The organism is Fonticella tunisiensis (assembly GCF_004364155.1).
In the GTDB taxonomy this organism is placed as follows: Bacteria; Bacillota; Clostridia; order Clostridiales; family Caloramatoraceae; genus Fonticella; species Fonticella tunisiensis.
Genome location: NZ_SOAZ01000027.1, coordinates 1 through 21474, shown reverse-complemented (window position 1 = coordinate 21474; position 21474 = coordinate 1). Strand labels below are relative to the sequence as shown.

General features: G+C 37.5%; 22 protein-coding genes and 1 other annotated feature. Of the genes, 17 read left to right on the top strand and 5 right to left on the bottom strand.

The features are described from left to right. Positions 1 to 36: 36 nt before the first annotated feature. From EDD71_RS12600 to EDD71_RS12540, 14 genes are all read left to right on the top strand, one after another. Complete coding sequence (locus tag EDD71_RS12600; protein ID WP_133629097.1) at positions 37 to 1518, top strand: RDD family protein; 1482 nt, start codon at positions 37 to 39, stop codon at positions 1516 to 1518. A 30-nt stretch (positions 1519 to 1548) separates the two neighbouring features. Next, positions 1549 to 1780: a binding site (T-box leader), on the top strand. 421 nt (positions 1781 to 2201) lie between these two features. Next, positions 2202 to 4154 (top strand): methionine--tRNA ligase, encoded by a 1953-nt coding sequence (gene metG, locus EDD71_RS12595; RefSeq protein WP_133629096.1) that lies wholly within the window; start codon positions 2202 to 2204, stop codon positions 4152 to 4154. Positions 4155 to 4259: 105 nt separating this feature from the next. Further along, a complete protein-coding gene (locus EDD71_RS12590) occupies positions 4260 to 5021 on the top strand; it encodes a TatD family hydrolase (RefSeq protein ID WP_133629095.1) in 762 nt (253 codons plus the stop codon). A 66-nt stretch (positions 5022 to 5087) separates the two neighbouring features. Then, positions 5088 to 5243 carry a hypothetical protein gene (locus tag EDD71_RS15415; RefSeq protein ID WP_166636482.1) on the top strand — a complete coding sequence of 52 codons (156 nt, stop codon included), beginning with the start codon at positions 5088 to 5090 and terminating at the stop codon, positions 5241 to 5243. A gap of 389 nt (positions 5244 to 5632) precedes the next feature. Then, positions 5633 to 6670 (top strand): ubiquitin-like domain-containing protein, encoded by a 1038-nt coding sequence (locus tag EDD71_RS12585; protein WP_133629094.1) that lies wholly within the window; start codon positions 5633 to 5635, stop codon positions 6668 to 6670. Between the two features lie 71 nt (positions 6671 to 6741). Next, positions 6742 to 7287, top strand: coding sequence for a ribonuclease M5 (gene rnmV, locus EDD71_RS12580; protein WP_133629093.1), 546 nt, complete (start codon positions 6742 to 6744; stop codon positions 7285 to 7287). Next, entirely contained in the window at positions 7284 to 8129 is an 846-nt protein-coding gene (gene rsmA / locus EDD71_RS12575) for a 16S rRNA (adenine(1518)-N(6)/adenine(1519)-N(6))-dimethyltransferase RsmA (protein WP_133629092.1), read from the top strand. Before rnmV ends, rsmA begins: the two co-directional genes overlap by 4 nt. A gap of 70 nt (positions 8130 to 8199) precedes the next feature. Continuing rightward, a complete protein-coding gene (locus EDD71_RS12570; RefSeq protein WP_133629091.1) occupies positions 8200 to 9933 on the top strand; it encodes a DUF7922 domain-containing protein in 1734 nt (577 codons plus the stop codon). A gap of 130 nt (positions 9934 to 10063) precedes the next feature. Beyond that, on the top strand, positions 10064 to 10636 hold the full coding sequence (locus tag EDD71_RS12565) for a hypothetical protein (protein WP_133629090.1): 573 nt from the start codon (positions 10064 to 10066) through the stop codon (positions 10634 to 10636). Between the two features lie 14 nt (positions 10637 to 10650). After that, positions 10651 to 11073, top strand: a complete 423-nt coding sequence (locus EDD71_RS12560) for a hypothetical protein (RefSeq protein ID WP_133629089.1) — start codon at positions 10651 to 10653, stop codon at positions 11071 to 11073. Positions 11074 to 11077: 4 nt separating this feature from the next. Continuing rightward, on the top strand, positions 11078 to 11845 hold the full coding sequence (lgt, locus tag EDD71_RS12555; RefSeq protein WP_133629088.1) for a prolipoprotein diacylglyceryl transferase: 768 nt from the start codon (positions 11078 to 11080) through the stop codon (positions 11843 to 11845). 456 nt (positions 11846 to 12301) lie between these two features. Then, on the top strand, positions 12302 to 12835 hold the full coding sequence (locus tag EDD71_RS12550) for a GNAT family N-acetyltransferase (RefSeq protein WP_243116463.1): 534 nt from the start codon (positions 12302 to 12304) through the stop codon (positions 12833 to 12835). 8 nt (positions 12836 to 12843) lie between these two features. Beyond that, positions 12844 to 13617: a hypothetical protein gene (locus EDD71_RS12545; protein ID WP_133629086.1), complete on the top strand. Its 774-nt coding sequence runs from the start codon at positions 12844 to 12846 to the stop codon at positions 13615 to 13617. A gap of 84 nt (positions 13618 to 13701) precedes the next feature. Next, complete coding sequence (locus EDD71_RS12540) at positions 13702 to 14298, top strand: hypothetical protein (RefSeq protein WP_133629085.1); 597 nt, start codon at positions 13702 to 13704, stop codon at positions 14296 to 14298. A gap of 18 nt (positions 14299 to 14316) precedes the next feature. On the opposite strand, the gene EDD71_RS12535 is transcribed toward EDD71_RS12540, so the two are convergent. Then, on the bottom strand, positions 14317 to 14682 hold the full coding sequence (locus EDD71_RS12535) for a hypothetical protein (RefSeq protein ID WP_133629084.1): 366 nt from the start codon (positions 14680 to 14682) through the stop codon (positions 14317 to 14319). 174 nt (positions 14683 to 14856) lie between these two features. Between EDD71_RS12535 and EDD71_RS12530 the strand changes: the two genes are divergently transcribed. Further along, entirely contained in the window at positions 14857 to 15699 is an 843-nt protein-coding gene (locus tag EDD71_RS12530; protein ID WP_133629083.1) for an Mrp/NBP35 family ATP-binding protein, read from the top strand. Between the two features lie 54 nt (positions 15700 to 15753). Next, positions 15754 to 15945 (top strand): ferredoxin, encoded by a 192-nt coding sequence (locus EDD71_RS12525; protein ID WP_133629082.1) that lies wholly within the window; start codon positions 15754 to 15756, stop codon positions 15943 to 15945. Between the two features lie 23 nt (positions 15946 to 15968). Here EDD71_RS12525 and EDD71_RS12520 read toward each other — a convergent pair whose 3' ends face one another. Together EDD71_RS12520 and EDD71_RS12515 are read right to left on the bottom strand one after the other, a co-directional pair. Then, positions 15969 to 17501, bottom strand: coding sequence for a sensor histidine kinase (locus EDD71_RS12520; RefSeq protein ID WP_133629081.1), 1533 nt, complete (start codon positions 17499 to 17501; stop codon positions 15969 to 15971). Positions 17502 to 17657: 156 nt separating this feature from the next. Then, positions 17658 to 18089, bottom strand: coding sequence for a hypothetical protein (locus tag EDD71_RS12515; protein ID WP_207669347.1), 432 nt, complete (start codon positions 18087 to 18089; stop codon positions 17658 to 17660). Between the two features lie 214 nt (positions 18090 to 18303). On the opposite strand from EDD71_RS12515, the gene EDD71_RS12510 reads away from it, so the two are divergent. Then, on the top strand, positions 18304 to 19107 hold the full coding sequence (locus EDD71_RS12510; protein WP_133629079.1) for an undecaprenyl-diphosphate phosphatase: 804 nt from the start codon (positions 18304 to 18306) through the stop codon (positions 19105 to 19107). A gap of 36 nt (positions 19108 to 19143) precedes the next feature. On the opposite strand, the gene EDD71_RS12505 is transcribed toward EDD71_RS12510, so the two are convergent. Beyond that, positions 19144 to 20130 carry a hypothetical protein gene (locus tag EDD71_RS12505; RefSeq protein WP_133629078.1) on the bottom strand — a complete coding sequence of 329 codons (987 nt, stop codon included), beginning with the start codon at positions 20128 to 20130 and terminating at the stop codon, positions 19144 to 19146. Between the two features lie 228 nt (positions 20131 to 20358). Further along, on the bottom strand, positions 20359 to 21351 hold the full coding sequence (locus EDD71_RS12500) for an ABC transporter substrate-binding protein (protein WP_166636481.1): 993 nt from the start codon (positions 21349 to 21351) through the stop codon (positions 20359 to 20361). Positions 21352 to 21474 lie beyond the last annotated feature (123 nt).

Below are 21474 nucleotides of genomic sequence, written 5' to 3'. Positions count from 1 at the left end.
GAAAGAAAGTGGGAAACATAAGTATTAGGTGATTATATGAACTACATGCTTATTGTTTCCCGCCTTGCTGCCTTTATAGTGGATTATATTATATTCTCCATAATATATCTTTTTTTTGATTTACTTGGCGTATGGGGATACCTTATAAGCCTTTTAATATTTTTCCTCTACAGATACATAACAACAGCGCTCTTTGGTGCAACAATCGGCATGATGCTTTTAAGAGTTAAGCTTGTAAAATACGACTTTGCAATATGCCTTAAAAGGGAGATATACAGGTTTGCATCTTCCCTGTTTTATATCGGATATATATATGGATTGTTTGACAAAGGGCTTCAAACCTTCCACGACAATGCCTCGGGTACCTGCGTTGTATTCAATAACCCTGAGAAGAATAAAAAGGCAGACAACGTTTCTGTAAACAGGATTGTATATATTATATCGACAATCCTTCTTGTGCTGTCATCCTTAAGATGGATTTCGTATTTCATGCTTAATGATATAGGGTTAATAGGACTTCATAAAATTTATACATCCAGCGAATATTTTCAAAGCTTTGAGGGGGATAATCTTTTAAGCCTGTCCCAGGATGAGCTTTATATGAAGACCCTTGGAAGAAAATATCTGGCAATAATAGATATAGAGGGAAAACAATCCCTTATAAGAATATCAAACAAGCTTAAATACACAGAAGTCTACAGGCTAAACCCTGTTGGAAAGGAGCTTATAGGTCAGTTCATCTATAGGGTAAATATGCCAATACAATTCATTTGCAGCGGAACTTTCAAAAAGGGTATGGATTTATGCGGAATAAGTCCGCAAAACAAAATAATTCTGGTTGATGGCAGTGGAAGCGTATATGCAGAGGGACAAGTATCCCTTTCAAATATTTTGACTCTAAGGTGTGGAGATATTGATAAGGATGGTATTGATGAGGCGGTTGTACTTGGAAGGGGAGGGGATGTTGAGGTTTTTAAATTCCATGAAGAAAAGCTAAGTAAAGTATATTCAGGTAAAATAGGTGAGGACATAATCCCCAGGAGCTTTTATGTGGATAATGGAATTGCAGTTGTGGGTGATGGAGATAAAAAGAAACTGCTGTATTTTTATGATTTTAACGGCAGCAAGTTTATTTTTAAAGGCAAAAGGGATTTTAATGTAAGGGAAGTGAGCAGCATTTCAAAGATAGATAAGGGCGTAATAGTATCCCATGTGTTTAGAAATAATATGACATTTAAAAAGGGGAATATACAGCTTCTTGAGGTATATGACATAAAGAATGGTATGAGGAGGATATATAATTTTGGCTCGAGGCCTGGAAGAAGGTATTCCTACTATGTAAGAACCCTTGAGGACGTTATTGATATAAACGGAGATGGAGAGGATGAGGTCATACTTAAGGCCGTTGGAAGGGATGATGTTATGGGACAGGGATATTTTGTTGAGATATATCAGATGAGAGGTCCGGGGCTTATGTTAAACAGAATATTTTCAAAGATAGAGGAGATTTTATATTGACATAATTTAATAAATTATGTACTATAATAAAAAGATGCTGTGAAGGAAAGAGTATCATATTCTAAAGCCTAAAGAGAGCCGGGTAAGGTGAAAGCCGGTGGTGGAGGGATATGTGAAGATGGTTCTGGAGCATGGCAGCTGAACTTTAGTAGGCTGTTACGGGTGCAACCGTTACATTGCACAGTGATGATAGTCACTTGCTGAGGCCTGTGCTGTGAAGTACAGGTGAACTAGGGTGGTAACGCGGTACCTCGCCCCTATCTATTAGGGAGCGGGGTTTTTATTTTTATGAAACAAAATTCACCACATGATTATGAAAACAGTTTTAATATTAATAGCTAAACTTAATCTAAGAAAGCTTTTATATTTACCTTAACGTTTTGTAGTGCATAAGCGGAGATAAAAAATATATGAAATTCACATAAAGCGAGCAATTAGAAATTCTTGGCGAAGGGATGCAAAAAAATCCCTAGAACTTTCGTGACTTAAGAGAAGCGAGTTTAACGAAAGTTCTTGATTTTTCAAATCCCAAGCCTTAGAATTTCTTTGCTAAGCGTACTGGTGAATGAAATATATTTTTTATCGCAGCGCCTACCTGTAGACATTTTCTACTTTTATTCCAATTGGCTTTTCACAGTAGTAGCACAATAGATTATATTACCATAATAGAAAGGAGAAATATCATGGAAAAAAAGACCTATTATATTACAACCCCTATATACTATCCAAGCAATAAGCTTCATATAGGAAATGCCTATACAACCGTTGCAGCTGATGCAATGGCAAGGTTTAAAAGGCTTACGGGATATGATGTAATGTTCTTAACGGGAACAGATGAACACGGCCAGAAAATTGAAAGAATTGCAAAGGAGAAGGGAACAACGCCAAAGGCATATGTAGATGAAATAGTTGCAGGTATTAAGGACCTCTGGAAGCTGCTTAACATCTCCTATGACAGGTTTATAAGAACCACAGATGATTATCATGAAAGGGCCGTTCAGGAGATATTTAAAAAGCTCTATGAAAAGGGAGATATTTATAAGGGGCACTACGAAGGCTGGTATTGTACACCCTGTGAATCCTTCTTTACAGAAACTCAGCTCGTAGATGGAAAATGCCCTGACTGTGGAAGGCCAGTTGAGCTTACAAAGGAGGAAGCGTACTTCTTTAGAATGTCAAAATATCAGGATAGGCTTTTAAAGCATATTGAAGAGCATCCTGACTTCATTCAGCCTGAGAGCAGAAAGAACGAAATGATAAACAACTTCTTAAAGCCGGGCCTTGAGGACCTTTGCGTTTCAAGAACTTCCTTCAAGTGGGGAATACCTGTAACCTTCGACGAAAATCATGTTATATATGTATGGGTTGATGCCCTTTCAAACTATATAACTGCCCTTGGATATGGAAGCGATGATGACACGCTCTATAGAAAGTACTGGCCTGCAGACGTACACCTTGTTGGAAAGGATATCATAAGATTTCACACTATTATATGGCCCATAATGCTTATGGCACTTGATCTTCCACTTCCAAAGCAGGTATTTGGGCATGGATGGCTCCTTGTCGATGGAGGCAAGATGTCTAAGTCAAAGGGTAATGTGGTTGACCCCGTTGTCCTTGCAGATCACTTTGGTGTGGATGCAATAAGATATTATCTTTTAAGGGAGATACCCTTTGGCTCAGACGGCCTTTACAACAATGAGATGTTCATAAAGAGGATAAACTCAGACCTTGCAAACGACCTTGGAAACCTCGTATCAAGAACCCTTACAATGATTGAAAAGTATTTTGGAGGAGTTATAACCGAGGGAAGGTTTGAGGGAGAATTCGATGAAAGCCTTAGAAAGCTTGCCGTTGAAACTCATTCAAAGGTTGAGAGCCTTGTTGACAGGCTTAGAATAAGCGATGCAATGGATGAAATATGGAAGCTTATATCAAGGGCTAACAAGTATATAGACGAAACTATGCCATGGGTGCTTGCAAAGGACGAGGCACAAAGGGATAGGCTTGCAGGAGTTTTATATAACCTCACAGAAGCAATAAGAATAGTTTCAATTCTTATATCATCCTTTATGCCTGATACTTCAAGGAAGATAAATGAGCAGTTTAATTTTGATGCTGATATTTTAACCTGGGACAGCATAAAGGAATTTGGCAAAACTAAGACTGGCGTAAAGGTTCAAAGGGGAGAGCTTCTGTTCCCTAGAATCGATGTTGAGAAGAAGCTTGCAGAGCTTGATAAAATACGGGAAGAGGCCATGAAGCAGGCTCAGGTGGCAGAGAAGCCAAAGATGGAGCCAATTAAGGAAGAGATAACAATAGACGATTTTTCAAAAATAGACTTAAGGGTTGTTAAGGTTGTTGAATGTGAAAGGATAAAGGGTGCAGATAAGCTTTTAAAGCTTAAGGTAGACCTTGGCGGAGAGATAAGACAGGTAGTTTCAGGTATTGCAAAGCACTTCACTCCTGAGGAGCTTGTAGGAAAGCAGGTAATACTCGTTGCAAACCTTAAGCCTGTAAAGCTAAGGGGAGTTGATTCCTATGGAATGATACTGGCGGCTTCAACCCCAAACAAGGAAAAGCTTCTGCTTGCAACTGTTGATGGAGAGATAGAGACAGGAGCACAGGTGAAGTAATTTTTATAGGCTGTTTATGGCAATGCTATAAACAGCCTATATTTACCTGTATTTATCTATTGTATTAGTTTTTGATAAAATAAAAGGTACAAAAGGGGTGAAAAAATGATATTCGACTCACATGCACATTACGATGACGAAGCCTTTAAGGATGACAGAGAAGAAGTAATTGATAAAATACGAAGGGCAGGGGTAGAGAAGGTTTTAAACTGTGGAGCAAGCCTTGAGGGGTGTTATAAAACCCTTGAGCTCACAGAAAAATATGACTTTATATATGGAGCTGTCGGAATTCATCCTGAATATCCTGAAGCTGCCCTTGAAAACATAAATAAAATAGGGGAGCTTCTTGAAAACAAAAAAATAGTTGCAGTTGGAGAAATAGGGCTTGATTATTATTATGAGCCCTACGACAGGGAGCTTCAGCTAAGGGCCTTTAGAGAACAGATGGATCTTGCCAGAAGCCTTGATATGCCTGTTGTAATACATGACAGGGAAGCCCATGAGGATACATTAAAGGTTATAAAGGAGTTTAAGGGAGTAAGGGGAGTGCTTCACTGCTACTCTGGAAGTCCTGAGTTTGCAAAGGAAGTTTTAAAGCACGACTATTATTTTGGCTTTACGGGGGTTGTAACCTTCAAAAATGCAAAAAAGGCAGTTGACACAGTTTCAGTGCTTCCCATTGATAGAATCCTTGTTGAAACGGACTGCCCATATATGGCTCCCGTTCCATATAGAGGTAAGAGGAATGATTCTTCATACCTTGTTCATATAATTAATAGGATTGCTGAGATAAGGGGCATGGACTACGAAACAATAAAGAGAATAACCTATGAAAATGCGTGTCAGCTATTTAATATTGAGAAATGACTTCTTTTTTGAAATGAATAAATAGGTTATAATATTAATAACAATTAATTCATGGAGATCATTTTTATGGAGGATTTGTTTAAACAAATTCTTGTTAAATTGGATAGTATGGAAAAAGACATAAAAAAAGATATAGATGAGCTAAAATTTGATGTTAAAGATATAAAACAAAAGGTAACTGCAACTAATGACCAAAACTGCAAAGGTTGCATACAGCGATAACAAAATTTTAGAGTTTAGCAAATACATTAAAGTTGTAAAATAATGCCGGGCATCTGCCCGGTTTCTATTTTATAAAGATAATCAAATAAAATTTAAGAAAATTAGAGAAAATTCAAGGTTAACATGAATAATGGACATATATAACAATCAAAAAAACTCTGTTTTTTGTATATAATAGTAGTGATTTACCTCCGAAGGTTGGTATAAGGTATAAACGGAATAATTTATGTTCATAATTTTTAATATGAATACAAATGAATATGTTATGCCCATTAAGGCATTTTCCTTTAATTGTTTATACCAACTAAAGGTGGAACGGGGAAATTTGACATTAAATCCTATTTAGGATATAATACCAGAGCGCCCCTGGTCCACAGAAGGAGGGAAATATGGTTAATTTAAAAAATCTGTTGATGCAAAAGTTAAGACAGAGTTTTTCAGGTAACTGGCGGGTAATAGTAATTGCAGTTCTTGCAACAGTAATAAGCCTTATAGCATTTTCAATGGGAGAAAAACAAGTCACAATTGTGGTGGATGGTGAAAGAATAAATGTCGCAACTTATAAGTCAAGCGTAAAGGATGTCTTATCATCAGCTAATATCGAAGTTGGTCAGAAGGATAAGGTATTACCCGGGCTAGAACATAGGATAAAGGATGATATGGAAATCACAATCAAGAGGGCTTTTCCAATAACGATTAAAGTGGAAGACAAGGTACTTAACATAACTACATCGGAAGATACGGTAGAGGATGTTTTAAGATCCGAAGGAATAGTTGTAAACGAAAAGGACAAAGTATACCCTGGCCTTAAAGAGATGCTTACTGTAAATAAAGAAATCACTATTGTCAGGGTGACTGAGGAAATAATTACCAAAAGCGATACCATAGCCTATAAAACCATAAAACAGACGGATAATAATCTTGAAAAGGGTGCTACAAAGGTTATCCGGGATGGAGTAGATGGAGAAAGGATAACCACAATAAAGGTAACCTATGAGAATGGTAAAGAGGTTGCAAGGGAAACGGTAAGCCAAACCATAAAAAAAGCTCCTGTGGATAAAATAATATCGGTAGGTGCACTTTCATGGTTCATGCCCTCAAGAGGAGGAGAAAAGGTTTACTACGTCAAAAAATTAAGAATGAAAGCAACTTCCTACACTGTAGGGCCGCCCCATACTCCAACAACAAGTGGAATTACTGCATCAGGAATGAAAGTAAAGCGTGATCCTAACGGTTATAGTACCGTTGCAGTAGATCCAAACGTAATTCCACTTGGAACAAGGCTTTATGTTGAAGGTTATGGATACGCTATTGCTGCGGACACAGGCGGAGCAGTTAAAGGAAACGTCATAGACCTTTATTTCCCACCGGAGCAAATGGGAAGATCATGGTCCACACATTATACAAATGTGTATATTTTAAAATAAGGCGGAAAATCCGCCTTATTTTTTGATATATTTAATATGTATATCTGCAAAAAATAAAACGGGGTGATTTTGTGATAAAGGAAGTAATAGTGGTTGAGGGGAAGGATGATGTTAGCGCTGTAAAAAGAGCTGTGGATGCAGATGTTATAATAACCTCGGGATTTGGCATAAACGACAGTATAATGGAAAGGATAAGGCAGGCTGCGAAAAAAAGGGGGGTTATAATATTTACAGATCCTGACTTTGCAGGAGAAAGGATAAGAAGAACTATTTCTGAAAAGATTCCTGGGTGCAAGCATGCCTTTCTTCCAAGGGAGCTGGGTACTAAGGACGGAGATATAGGCATAGAAAATGCATCCCCTGAAAGTATAAGGGAGGCCCTTTTAAAGGTAAAAACAGAAGTAAGACGGGAAAGAGACGAGTTTACAATGGATGATCTTATAAAAAACAAACTGACAGGCTCACCGATGGCTACAAAAATGAGGGATATAGTTGGCAGGGAGCTTGGGATAGGCTATGGAAATGCGAAGCAGTTTTTAAGCAGATTAAACAGATATGGTATTACAAGGGATGAGTTTGAAGGGGCTATACAAAAAGCAAAGGAGTTGGTTGAGTGAGTCTTGCATCTAAAACGAAGGATATAATAAACCATTTTGGATTTAAGTTCAGCAAAAGCCTTGGACAGAACTTCCTTATAGATCAAAACATATTGGACAAAATAGTTGGGGCAGCAGAACTTAATAATGAGAGCTGTGTAATAGAAATTGGACCTGGAATAGGAACAATGACACAGGAGGTTGCCAAGTTTGCAAGTAAGGTAGTTGCAATCGAGCTCGACGATACCCTTATACCCGTACTAAATGAGACCCTTGGTAACTATAACAACATTAAGGTAATACATAATGACGCACTAAAGGTTAATTTCAAGAGGCTTATTGAGGAGGAGAATCTTACGGAGGTTAAGGTTGTTGCAAACCTTCCATATTATGTAACTACGCCCATCATATCAAAGCTTCTTACGGAAAAGCCAGGGCTTAGGGCCATAATAATTATGATTCAAAGGGAAGTTGCAGACAGAATGGTGGCAAAGCCCGGCTCAAAGGAATACGGTGCCCTTTCACTCCTTGTACAGTACTATACAAAGGTTGAAAAAATAACCAGGGTGCCTCCTGCCTGCTTCATACCCCAGCCAAAGGTGGAATCTGCTGTAATTAAAATGACAATACTTGAGGAGCCAGCGGTTAAAGTTAATGATGAAAAGCTCTTCTTCAAGATCATAAGGGATTCCTTCAATATGAGGAGAAAAACCCTGTGGAACGTTTTAAAGCAGACGGGATTAAGCCAGGAAAAGCTCGAGAAGGTTTTTAGCGATTCAGGAATAGATCCTAAAAGAAGGGGTGAAACCCTAACCATAGAAGAGTTTGCAAAGCTTTCCGATAGGGTAAGGGATAATATGTAAAAATATTGGTCACATTCCTGCACATACCTCATATATTATAATGATGAAATAGAATTGGGAGGGTAGGAGTGTGACGTCTAAAAAGAGTTATAATAGGTATTTCATTATATTTCAAGAAGACGACAGGGGTTTTGGAATAGCAATTGACAAGCCACCTACTGGATATACAAAGATTGAAACGCGTAATGAAAAATGTAAAATTACAGTGTATGCACAAAACCTTGTAAAAGAAAAGGGCCCATATACCTGCTGCCTTATAGATGCTACGAAGAATCCTCCAGTTGTAGCTAAACTTGGTGAGATAAGCATAGATGAAACGGGAAGAGGAGAAACCTGGTGGGAATTTAAAGAGGACGATATAGCAGGTACGGGAGTTCCCGTCGACAGGTTTAATGTAGCTGCCATAATCGTTGAGGGTGATACCATATTAGCACCTGTATCGGGCTATGTGGGGAAGGATAGGATACTATGGAAGGAGAAGCTTGTATCAAAGCCAAGGAGCAGCGAAGAGGATGAAACATATATTACAGATGAAGAGCTCGACGAGGAAGCAAAGAAGTTCAAGGAATATGAGGAACAAATAAAGAGGGACAGCGAGGAAGAGGAAATAAAGGCTGAAAGAAGTGAAGATGAAAAAGAGGGTAATGCTGAAGGGGTTGAGGAAAAGCAGGATGAGGCTGAGAAAGAGTTTAAGGCTCAGGCAGAGCCTGATCAAAGGAGGAGTTCTGAGAAGGACAATCCTGATGAAAATAAACCAGCGAACACAGAAGGAGTAAGGCCTCGGGATACTAAACAGCAGGATGCTTCGCCACCTAAGTCCCAGGAGTCCAAATCATCGCCCTCTTCAGCCGCAAAGCCCCAGGCGGATAAATCTGAAGGGGCCACGCAGTCTAAAGATGGGAATGCATCAAAACCTCAGGATGTTAAATCCCAGAGAGCAACATCATCGCCCTCTTCAGCCGCAAAGCCCCAGGCGGATAAATCTGAAGGGGCCACGCAGTCTAAAGAAGGGAATGTATCAAAACCACAGGAGGTTAAATCCCAGGGAGCAACATCATCGCCCTCTTCAGCTGCAAAGTCCCAGGCGGCCAAATCCGAAGGAACTTCACAATCTAAGGATGAAGGACCACTAAAGCCTCAGAGCAGTTCATCTTCAGCCCGGGCTTCCTCAAAACCACAGTCTAAGGATTCGAACGCACCAAAATCAGCTTCAGAGGCACCGCTATCTGGAGGAAGCAAAAACGCTTACACACCTGTAACCAGGGATGAGGTCAGAAATATTCCTGGAAGGCTTAATGAGTATGATATGGAAGAGGTTAAGGGAATCAAGGATGTTAACCCTGACTTAATTAGAGGGGAAAGCAAGGGCAGGAAGAAATATGCAGACATGTTTAATGATGTCCTTAAGGATTTTTCACCGTTTGAGGATGTTCCTGATGAACTTAGGGGAACAAAATGGTGGTTAATTCCTCAAAGGGATGATGTACCGATAAGGGAAAATCAGTATTATCCATACTACTGTGCCATTTATCATCTGAAAATGACCTATCCATACATCAATTACATTAAATATTTTAAGAAGAGCGGACATTATTATTTTGGAATAAAATATGATGATAACAATGAAATAAAGTATATTATGTATGGAATAGAGGGAAGGAATATAATTTCCGACCAGCCATACATGGGCATGACGGGATTTGTAAGGTGGGTACCCTTCAAGGACAATGAAAGAGGAATGTGGATAATGTATTATAACCCGTTTACAGGAAACATAATGATACCAAAACTAAACCGTGAATAGGTTATAAAAAATCAGAAGTCGTAAATTGGGGCTTCTGATTTTTAGCTATATTTTATAATTTAAAAACTAGAACAATGATATGATAATATTATGTGACTTTTTTCCATATAAATATATGGGAGGATGATGCATGAAGAAAAAAATTGTATACGTTTATACGGCACTGACAATTACTTTGATTATTGCATTTTCCTTAAGCTGGAGAGGAATAATGGATATGTATAGGTCATCATATGATTCCATTCTTGTTAATCAACCTATGAAAACCTATGGTACCGATAGGTTTCAGTTTCAGCTGCCCTCTGACTGGAGCTTCAGGCTGCAGTATTTTCCAGGGGAAGAAATTAAATATCATGGTGGATTTACATCTCCGGATAATAAAATCAGGGGCTTTGCAGAGGTCTGGAAGATCAATATTAGCCTTAAACAATTTCTTGATGAGAGCAGGTTCAGTCCAACGGGAGTAGCTGACTTAAAAAATTACAAAATGACTCCTTCAACCATAGGAAATTATAGAGGATATGTAGTGACCTATTCCAGAATGGGAAATGACAATCAGTACTACAGTGCAGCGGAATATTTTGTGCCTATGACGGGCAATGAATTCTTCAGAATAAGTTTTTTTATCAAGGAATCGGATTATAACCCGAGCATAAAAAGGCTTTTTGACAGCATAGCTTCAACTTTTAAATTAAAAGGATAAGGCAGGGATGTTTTATGAACGAAAGAAAAAAATTAAAGTACATCTTATATGGAATCAAAAGATATTCACTATATGCGCTTATAGCTGCAGCAGCTCTATCGGTTATAGCTTCAGTATATTCTCTTATTAAGCATTCACCGGTAATGAAAAACATATATACAAGCTTTTATTATTTTGGAGCCTTTTCCCTTATATTTGCAGTGCCTCAGCTTTATAAAAGAAATGAGGACCCAAAGCTTAGAAGAGTAAGGGCATCGAACCCAATCGACGGCGCAAACATATTTAAAAATCCATATGTTGAGGAGGCGATGCTTGAAAGCTTTGAAGAGTTTAAAGGGGAGGGCTTCTGGACAGGAATATTCATTGTAGTGTTCTGTCTGGTCTTATTTTTACTGGGATTTTTACTGGAGAGCATTTACTTTTATTTAGGGGGGTAATGTTTTGTATCCTGTCTTACTAAGAATAGGAAATTTCGTGGTTCACGGCTATGGTCTTATGATAGCTTTAGGCATTGCAGCAGCTATAATAACTGCTATGTACAGGGCAAAAAGGAGAGGGCTCAGCAAGGATGCTGTAGCGGATATTGCCATATACGGGATTATAGGAGGAGTAATAGGTGCAAAGCTTTTATTTCTCATTGTAGAGGCGCCCTATATTATTAAAAATCCTGTGGTTTTAAAGGATATGCTGGCGGCGGGCTTTGTGATATATGGGGGAATAATAGGTGGAGCTTTAGCTGCATACATATACTGCAGAAGGAAAAAGTTAAACTTTTTACCATACTTCGATTTGATTGCTCCTTCAATATCCATTGCCCAGGGTTTTGGGAGAATAGGATGTCTGTTTGCAGGCTGTTGCTATGGAAAGGTAACCGCAGGCCCCCTTGGAATCGTTTTTAACAACTCTCCCTTTGTTGCTCCAGGGGTTAAAAGAATTCCAACTCAGATTTATTCAAGCCTTGGAAACTTTATAATAGCTGCAATTCTTTTGATATATGCCAGTAAGCCCAGAAATAATGGAAAGGTTGCCGGCCTTTATATGATTTTATACAGCATAGGAAGGTTTGTAATAGAATTTTACAGGGATGACCCGAGGGGCAGCCTTGGGCTTCTTTCTACATCGCAGTTTATATGTATATTCATTTTGATTGGTGGAGTTTTACTGTTTAACTTAACGCATTGTGCTGCTCTGAAAAGTCCATTGGAATAAAGGTAGATAATATCTACAGGTAGGCGCTGCGATAAAAATATATTCCAGCCGCTGCTACGCTTCGCAAAGAAGTTCTATGGCACCGGATTCGCATAACCTAAGAAGGCTTATAAACTCGCTCTCGCTCAGACACCACGAACCCTTCTAAGGCTCTGCTTCATCCTATGTGCCAAGAACTTCTAATTGCTTACTAAAATGCGGCCTGCATATATTTTTATCTCCGCTTTAGTTCTTGAACTGAAAAGCGGATTAATTTAGAAACTTTTTTCATAATCTTTTGGTGAATTTTGTTTCATGCAGAGCTAATTCTTTTTTTAATAAGCTGTGATAAAAAATATATGAATGTGCACAAGCGTAGTTGTGAGAGCAATATATTTTTTATCACTGCGCCAGTACAGCCATGCTGTACTTTTTTATTTTATTGTATAAAATTATATATGGAGGGGAATTCAAGTGATGGTATATGATTTAAAGGACGGAAGAAAAATGTCTATAAGAAGGGCAGAGGAAAGGGATGCAGATGAAATAGTAAAAATGTATGCTAAAATGGGTGGAGAGTCCGATAACCTTACCTTTGGAATAGACGATTTTTATTTTACCGAAGAGCAGGAAAGGATTTTTATATCAAATTTAAACAACAGGAATAACTGCCTTTATATTGTGGCAATACTCGACAATAAAATAATAGGCAATGTAAGCTTTGTTGGTTCCCAAAGGAAGAAGCTTGAACACAGGGGAGATATGGGCATTGCAGTTCTTAAGGATTTCTGGGGCATTGGAGTTGGTAAAAACCTCATGGAATATTTTTTGAAATGGGCAAGTTCAAATGAAATAATAAAGAAAATAGATCTACAGGTTGTGGAGAACAATACAGCGGCTATAAACTTCTATATGAAATATGGCTTTAAAATTGAAGGCAGAATTACAAAGGGAATGTATATCAATGGAAAATACTATGATATATATAACATGGGAAAGATATTGGAGTAGGTGATTTTATGAGAAAAGGGTTTTTAATGGCTTTGTGTATTTCCATAGCCATGATATTTACATCCTGTGGTTCAAATAAGGTGAATCCAAATATTGCAAAAACAGGTCTTGATAAGGAAAAAATTCAAAGAATAAACATAATAAATAACAGATCATCCCAAAAATATACCTTTAGCCAGGAAAGAAACAAGGAAAGGTTTAAAAATATAGTTTTAAAGGCCGTTGAGGTCAGTGAGGATCCAAAGCTAGATCCGGACTTCACCTTCGATTTTTACAGCGAAACTAAGAAAATAGCATCATTTAAATATATAGCAGGAATAAGTGATAAAAGGGTTGCAAATTTAATTGATGAAAACAATAAACTTTATCATATAGACGACTCCATTGAAAATGAGTTTTTTAAAAGGATGATAAAAGTAAAATCCGATGAATATGTTCCTGAATACTATACATCTTTGATTGAAAAGGTCCTTGAGAAGCTTCCAAAGAAGGACAATGTAACTGCTGTGGTGGATATAAGAAAGGATTATATTGTAACTAGAAACCTTATGTCGGTAGATCAGAAAAGAATACTTGACAATATCAGCAAGGATGGTATAGAAGTTAAATATCCCGGAGAAGTTGAAAATCCCGATTATTATATAACCGTTAATACAAAAAGTTATAATGGCACTAGAAAGGACGCCAGTGCCGTAGTATCGGTAAAGGATAGCAACAATGTAACTGTGAAATTTGAAGTAAAATTAACTTCCGATGGAAAATTTTATATAAGATTAATATAATATTCTCTGCGAAGGTCTCATATCTATAGGATATGGGGCCTTTTTATGTAAAGGGCTTTAGAGCACTTTTTGCGGGGGGACAAATTGAGAAGGGCAAAGATAATTGCAATAGTTATTATAGTATTTGCCACCTTTGTATCAATATTATATCTGATTTATGAGGCAAAGGAACTTGAAAGGTATACGATTTCTCCAAACGATAGAGATTTTTACTTTATATTGTACTCCACAAGTGGAGGAACGCTAAGGGATAACAGCAGCGTCAAAGGTATTTTATTAAGCTGTGAGAAATCACTTAAAAGCATGGGATATGACGTTTTAAATCTAGGTATTAGGGGTAATGCCGATGCAAGGGAAGAAATAATAAAATCGGTTAAAGGCAGTAAAAAATACGTACTTCTTGATATTAACGCCACTGCAGCTGTTTTGAACAAGAATACACTTCTAATAAAGATAGGAAGTAGGGATGAAACAAGATATATGGAAAACCTGGAGCATGGGAATAAAATAAAAAATACCTTAAAAAACATCGGCATAGGGGTTAATATCCTTTCTGATGCGAAGAACGGATACAACGACGACCTCTCATCAATTTCACTTAGGTTTGAAATATCGAAACGGAACAATGCAAGGGAAGGGGCGGAGTTAATTTCAAAGGCACTGGGGGCTATGATAAGATAAAAGGATAATAGCCCTTACCTATGATTGGTTTTTCTTAAACAGGCCCTTTATAATATTCCAAAATCCCGGTTTTGTATATTTTGAATACCACTCAATCACTATATCCCTTAGAAGGGTTTCCCTTCCCTTAGAAAGTTTTATGACCGAGTCATACCATAATGGGGAAGGATCGACTGCAACAAGCTTCTTTTTAAAATCATTTATATCCCTTAAATAAGCGCTTGTAAGAGCGCTTTTAATTTTATCTATAAATTCTCTATCCCCTTCGAGGCTTTCGCTGAGAAGTCTTTCGATGTGTTTCTGATTTATTGCCTCACCCATATTTTCAAGTCCAAGGGCAATTCTTCCTATAAAAAACTTTTCACAGGATGATATTTTACTCATTTTGGCACCTTCCTATAAATTGACTTTTAGAGCTTTTAGTTTTAAACTAAAAATAATCGAAATATATTTTTTATCGCAGCGCCGGTCTGTAAATTTATCTGCTTTTATTCCAATGAGCTTTTTAGAGTAGCACAAGGGTTAATCTATATATTATTTAATCAGGAGATGATGCATATGTCAAATTGCCAGAGTTGTCCATCGAATGGAAACTGCAGCAGACAAAACAATAACCAGCAGAACACATGTGGTGTTGTAAATAACCCGAAAAATAGGGTAAAACATATAATAGGGATTATGAGCGGCAAGGGTGGCGTTGGCAAGTCAACGGTAACAGCCATCCTGGCAGTGGAGTTAAAAAGAAGGGGCTTTAAGGTAGGCATAATGGATGCAGATATTACAGGCCCAAGCATACCAAGGTTATTTGGAATAAACAACCAGAGGGCTACAGGGGATGGAACCTACATATATCCTGTAAAAACATCTGAGGGAATAGATGTAATGTCTATGAACCTATTAATGCCGCAGGAAACTCAGCCTGTACTCTGGAGGGGGCCAATGATAGGGGGAGCCGTTCAGCAGTTCTGGACAGATGTTGTATGGGGAGAGCTTGATTTCCTCCTGGTTGATATGCCACCTGGAACAGGTGACGTTGCACTGACAGTTATGCAGTCAATACCTGTAACAGGCCTTGTTATGGTTTCAACTCCTCAAAGCATGGTTTCAATGATAGTTGCAAAGGCTGTTAACATGGCTGATAAAATGGGGATAAAAGTCCTTGGTGTTGTGGAAAACATGACATATATAACATGTCCAGACTGCGGCAAGAGAATAGATATATACGGCAAAAACGCTTCACAGGAGGCTGCAAATAAGGTTGGAGTAAAGCTTTTAGGAGAGCTTCCAATGGATAAGGATTTAATGGAGCTTTCAGATGAAGGAAGAGTAGAAAAATTTGAAGCCTTTAGGGAGGAGTTTAAAAACATATCCGACAGCATATTAGGCTCCATTAATGTTTAAAAATTCGGTTAAGAGGGAAGAATACGATTATGAATTCATAAGGGAGTGATGTGAATGAGAGCAGTTGTAAGCCAGGATACATGTATTGGATGCGGACTCTGTCCGTCAATTGCACCCGATGTTTTCGAATTAAAGGATGATGGAAAAGCTCATGTTATTGCTGAGCCTGTTCCAGAAGGAGCTGAAGATGCAGCAAAGGAGGCAGAAGCAAGCTGCCCCGTAGATGCAATAGCAGTACAGGATTAAGCGGTGTAAAAACACCGCTTATATTATCCTATATCTGTGAAAAAACCTGTAATATCATATGCATATTCATCGGATGTGAGCCTGTCCGACTTTATAACGGGTATTTTAAGGCTATGACCTGTGAAGCCTCCGCATATTACTGTCTCCAACTGACCGCCAAGGATTTCTGCATATTTCTTCGATATATAAAGGCCAATTCCAAGGCCTTCCGTAGATGGAAGTGACCTGTCCTTTGACTTATAAAACTTATCATATATTCTGTTTTTTTCTCTGTCGGTTATAACAGGGCCATTGTTTAAAACCTGAAGTTCGAGATTTTCATTAATCCTAAGCGTTATGTTTACGGTGCCGCCAATGGGAGCATATTTTATTGCGTTTGAAATAAGGTTAAGGATAATGGTTTTAAGTTTTTGGGCATCGGTTATAATGATGTCCCTTTCCTCAAAATCGAAGTTTATATCAAGCTTTTTTTTATCGGCAATTTCCTCCGCCTCTTCAAGTATTCCATCAATCATAAAAATAACATCTGTTTCGGATTTCTTTATCTGGATGCAGTCGTTTTCTATCTCACTAAACAATATTAGGTTCTGACAGACCTTATTGAGCCTGTGGCAGTTTTTTTCAATAGACCTTAGATAGGATATATTTCTTTCCCGAAGCCTTATAAGCTTTACAGCGTTTAGAATTATATTAATCGGCGTTCTGAGTTCGTGGGATAGATTAACCATAAAATCTGTTTTTATGCTGTTCAATTCCTCAGCATATTTCCTTGCTTCATCCAATTTTTTATAGGGCTTTTTTATGTTGATTACGAAATAAGTTTTAAATATGAAGCAAATACTTGCGAGCTTAAAGAGGAGCGATGCAATTGAATATATGTCGTTAGGGGCCGATGATAAAAGTTTTTGGGCCAGGGAGAACAGTAAAAATGTTATACCGTTTTCCAGATAGATATTTTCTATCTGCCTGTTCCTTTTATGACGCAATACTATAGCGATGAAAGAAAAAAGACAAAGCAGCGAAGCGGCAACGTTTATTCCCCCTTGATTGCCAATGAAATCTTTGATGATTGTATCCGTGGTAGAATTTATATGGCTATTCCGCGATATAAATATTATGTTATAGAGTATAAAGAAAGAAGGAATTACATTTACAATCCACCTGTTTTTACTTAATGGTCTTTCGGGCAATATAGATGATAGAAAAATAGTTAACGCCAGTGTAAAGTAAACAAGGTTTGAGGTTAATACCCCAAGGAATGTATTGCCATTAAATGAATAGTACGTATGGAAAATGTTTGTAACTACAGTGCTGAGGAAAAGGCTTCCTGATACAACATATCTGGTTTTGCTTTCATAGGGATAGGAGTAATGAATTAGCAAAAAAATACTTGCAGCTACAATGTTGATTGCAGATTCAGCAAAAAAATGCAGTATATTATATTTTTCTAAGTTAATAAAAAGATTAAAACCATAAATATGAAGAATTATGGATAAAACAAATGCCGCCACAGGAATTGAGTTTATAAAATAATGTAGATTTACGTTTTTTTTCATTTTTATTCACCCTTATTCATATAGAAAATATGTCAATAAAAAGTATACTAAATGGAAATTTGCTTTTCTATAGAATGTCGAATTAATACAATAACTTACATAACTCGACTTTTTGAAAATAGAAAAATAAAGGACCAGCTGATAACAGCAGGTCCTTTATTTGATTTTCTCCCAGTTTTCAAAGGCAAAATCAACAAGGGTTTTTAGCTCTTTATCCATTTTTTCATCGAGAGGTATATATAAACCCTTATATTGAGGCAGGGTGTTTCCGTTTATGTCCATCATTTCAGGGAAATAGTTAACAACCTCATCCTTTGTAAAAATATAGTGCCCCTGCATATTTTTATATTTATCGAAGTAAACGCATATGAGGTAATCGAACTTTGAAGGGCTTATTTTATCGAAAAAGCAAAGATAGCCTTTCTCCTTTGATATTTTGTTGTCTTTGTTGCAGCATCTTATCTGTATCTTTTTTTGTCCTTTTATTTCTATCTCCCCAATGAAATTGATATCCCTGTAGGGGCTTATAAGCCTTCTTTCCACAAGTTTTTTTACAGTACTGAATACCCCAAGCCATCTTATAGACAATGTATTTTTGTTTTTTATCATTATTTCGTTAACACAATCAAAGTAGTTTATAATAACCACTCCCGGGAAGCTCTTTACTTTAAATATATTATGAAATTAGATTTTATATGAATGTATGAGAATTTTATATGTATTATTTGTTAAAAGTTGTTTAAGCCGTTGAAGGAGCATAAATAATGATGTATTCTATAAAGGTAGATAAAGGAGGGGTAAGATGAGCTTAATATTAATTGCGATTATACTTGGAATAATAGAAGGATTAACAGAGTTTCTGCCCGTATCATCAACAGGGCATCTGATAATTTTTAGCCACTATGTTGATTTTTCAGGTGAGTTTGCAAACACATTTAACATCGTAATCCAGCTTGGAGCCATCATAGCAGTTGTGCTGTATTTCTGGAACAAGCTTTTCCCAAACTTTAAGGATAAAGGGCAATCCAGAAGGGTGTACAGGCTGTGGGGAAAGGTTGTAGTTGGAGTAATTCCGGCGGTTATATTTGGAGTTCTTTTTGAAGACGCCATAGATAAATACCTTATGGATAACCCTCTTCCTGTTGCGACAGCCCTTATAGTTGGAGGTTTACTCCTGCTATATGCTGAAAGGAGGCTTAAGAGGGTTAAGGTTACATCAACAGACGACATAACCTACAGGGATTCATTTGTTGTCGGGCTTTTCCAGTGCCTTGCACTGTGGCCGGGTATGTCACGTTCTGCCTCAACCATAATAGGAGGCCTTTTCCTTGGCCTTTCCAGAGAAGTGGCAGCTGAGCTTTCATTCTTCCTTGCAGTACCGACAATAGCAGGAGCTTCACTTTTAAAGGTATGGAAGTTCATAAAAACAGGATATGTATTTACTTCTTCAGAATGGATTATCCTATTTATTGGAACTGCTGTATCCTTTATAGTTGCATATATTGTTGTTGCAGCCTTTATGGGGTATATAAAGAAGAGAAAGCTTGCACCCTTTGCATACTATAGAATTGTACTTGGAATAATTGTACTGCTCCTTTTAATGTAACAAAATAACGCAAATGTAATATAAAAAGGCACAGCACTAAAGGCTGTGTCTTTTTATTACCTTTAAAACTTCTTCGTTCGTCCTAAAATCAAATGCATCTTCGCTGTTTCCATAGGATATGTTAAAGTCAAATTTAAGCATTTTAACAAGCTCGAACATATCCTGAAGAAGTATTTCGGTTTTATCAACCCATGGGCTGTTAATCGAAACCATTAGCTTTGATTTATGTTTATCCGCCAGCTTCATGTACGAGGTAAGTTTATCTAGAAGCACATTTTTATCGATGTCGTAGGACTTTTCAACGCCCTTTGCATACCCTGGATAGGAAATGGCACTGAAGGTTATTGGAAGGTTAAGGGTTACATTATTAAAATCAGGCAAATAAATATCGTTTAAATCCTCCTCAAAGGTCATTGGGTGGAGGTTAAGGACGATATTTATGTCGCTATATTTCGATTGAACTTTTGATATTATATAGCCCATTGTATCGTAATATCTTTCAGCAGGAATACTTCCTTCCCCAATATCTAAAGCTATTCCCATAAAGTGCGGCTTATTCCTGTATCTTGATATTATTTCCTCTACCATTTTAGTAAAGTAAAGTGCCTCAGTTTTATTTTGGAATATGCTGTATAGTCCATCCTTTTTAGATATTCCAGGTCCGGAGGTTATATTGATATAGTAATCCATATTTTTATCTTCAAGAAGGCTTATTGAATGATCAACTGTCTTCATTACTCTAAAGTCGGTTCTGTAAGGGCTTTTAGAAATTCTAAATCCATCTATTGAAAGGAAAACTTTGTTAAAACCTTCAAAGTTCAAATTCAGATCTTTATTATATATAAGGTTTACGCCTCTTATGCCGGTTAGTTTATCCTGAATGTTAGTTGTGTTTTTAACTTCTATCTTAGTTTCCCCGGTTGTTCTATTACCCTGCGAAGATCCATTTTTTACGTTCCATTTATTTGTGCAGGAAGTAAAAAGTAAAAGGGATGACAGGATAAAAATAATCAGCTTTTTCATTATCAAACCTCCCCGTATGTATGTATTATAACACAATAAATGAAATCTGACATATAATAAAAAACTCCAAAGGGATGTTTTTTGAGCCTATAGACTGGGGTAGGATTGCTGACAGATGAACGGATAGTAAAAAATCACCTTGATTTATGTTTATATGTGAATCAAGGTGATTATGGATTTTCATAAATGGATGTTTTTCTTGCAAAGGATGACCTTTTTACACATCGATTACTCCATAAAGGTATTCTGAACTAACTTTTTAACATCTGTACCTGAATCGAGTATTCCCTGGGCTTTCATGGCATTAAGGGTCTTTTCAAAGTCTGCCTTTGCTTTTTCTTTATCTCCTACAAATTTATAATCTCCAATGAGTTTGCTGTTTTCTATCTCATCTCCGCTGCTTACGTACTTTTTATCAACAGTGATCCTGCCTGCATCCTGAGGATGGTCCTGTACCCACTTCGATGCCTCAGCCCATGCAGCAGTAATGGCTTTGGTTATTTCAGGGTTTTCCTTTGCGATTTTGCCGCTCACTCCCACATAGCAGCAGTAGCTGTCATCCGCCTGCGGGTTGTTGTTCATATTTCCAAATATTTTTCTAGCCTTACCTGAGGATATTGCCATTGCTCCATAGGGATCCCATGCTACAAATGCATCTACCTCTCCCTTCTCAAGTGCCTGCTGAAGCTGCGGCTGTGGATATACCCTCCACTCAACGTCCTTATTTGCATCTATACCTTCTTTGCCAAGCTCAATGGACAGAAGAACCATAGGAACTCCTCCAATGGCATCTATACCTATCTTTTTGCCCTTTAAGTCCTTAACTGACTGGATTGGGGAATTTACAGAAACAACGCCCTGAATACAGCCAGTGTGCACGCCATTTGTAAGCTTAATATCAAGCCCCTGTTCAATAGCCTTAAACATTCCAGGAGAAATTTGAGCTCCATCTATCTTTCCTGATGCAAGTCCTTCCTTTAGTGTTTCGGAATTTATGTTAACAAGCTTTACATCAAGGCCATGCTTTTTGAAGATACCATTTTCAATACCAATGTAAAGTGGTGCCTCGCAGGTACCGTTGTAGGTTCCGAGTGTAATCTCAGTTAATCCTTCACTGTTCTTCTTCAAACCTTGCCCTTCAGTCTTACTGGAAGCGCAGCCAGCAAGGAGTAAAGTAGAAATGGATAATAAACTTACAGTTTTTGCAAAACCTTTTTTCATGATTTCTCCCCCTTTTATTTTATATTTTTTAGTCTCTTGCAAAACCTTGAAAGGCTTAATTTTCAAGGCTCTGCATTCATCTATATGCAGGATATCCCCCAACATTTATCGAATTATATATGT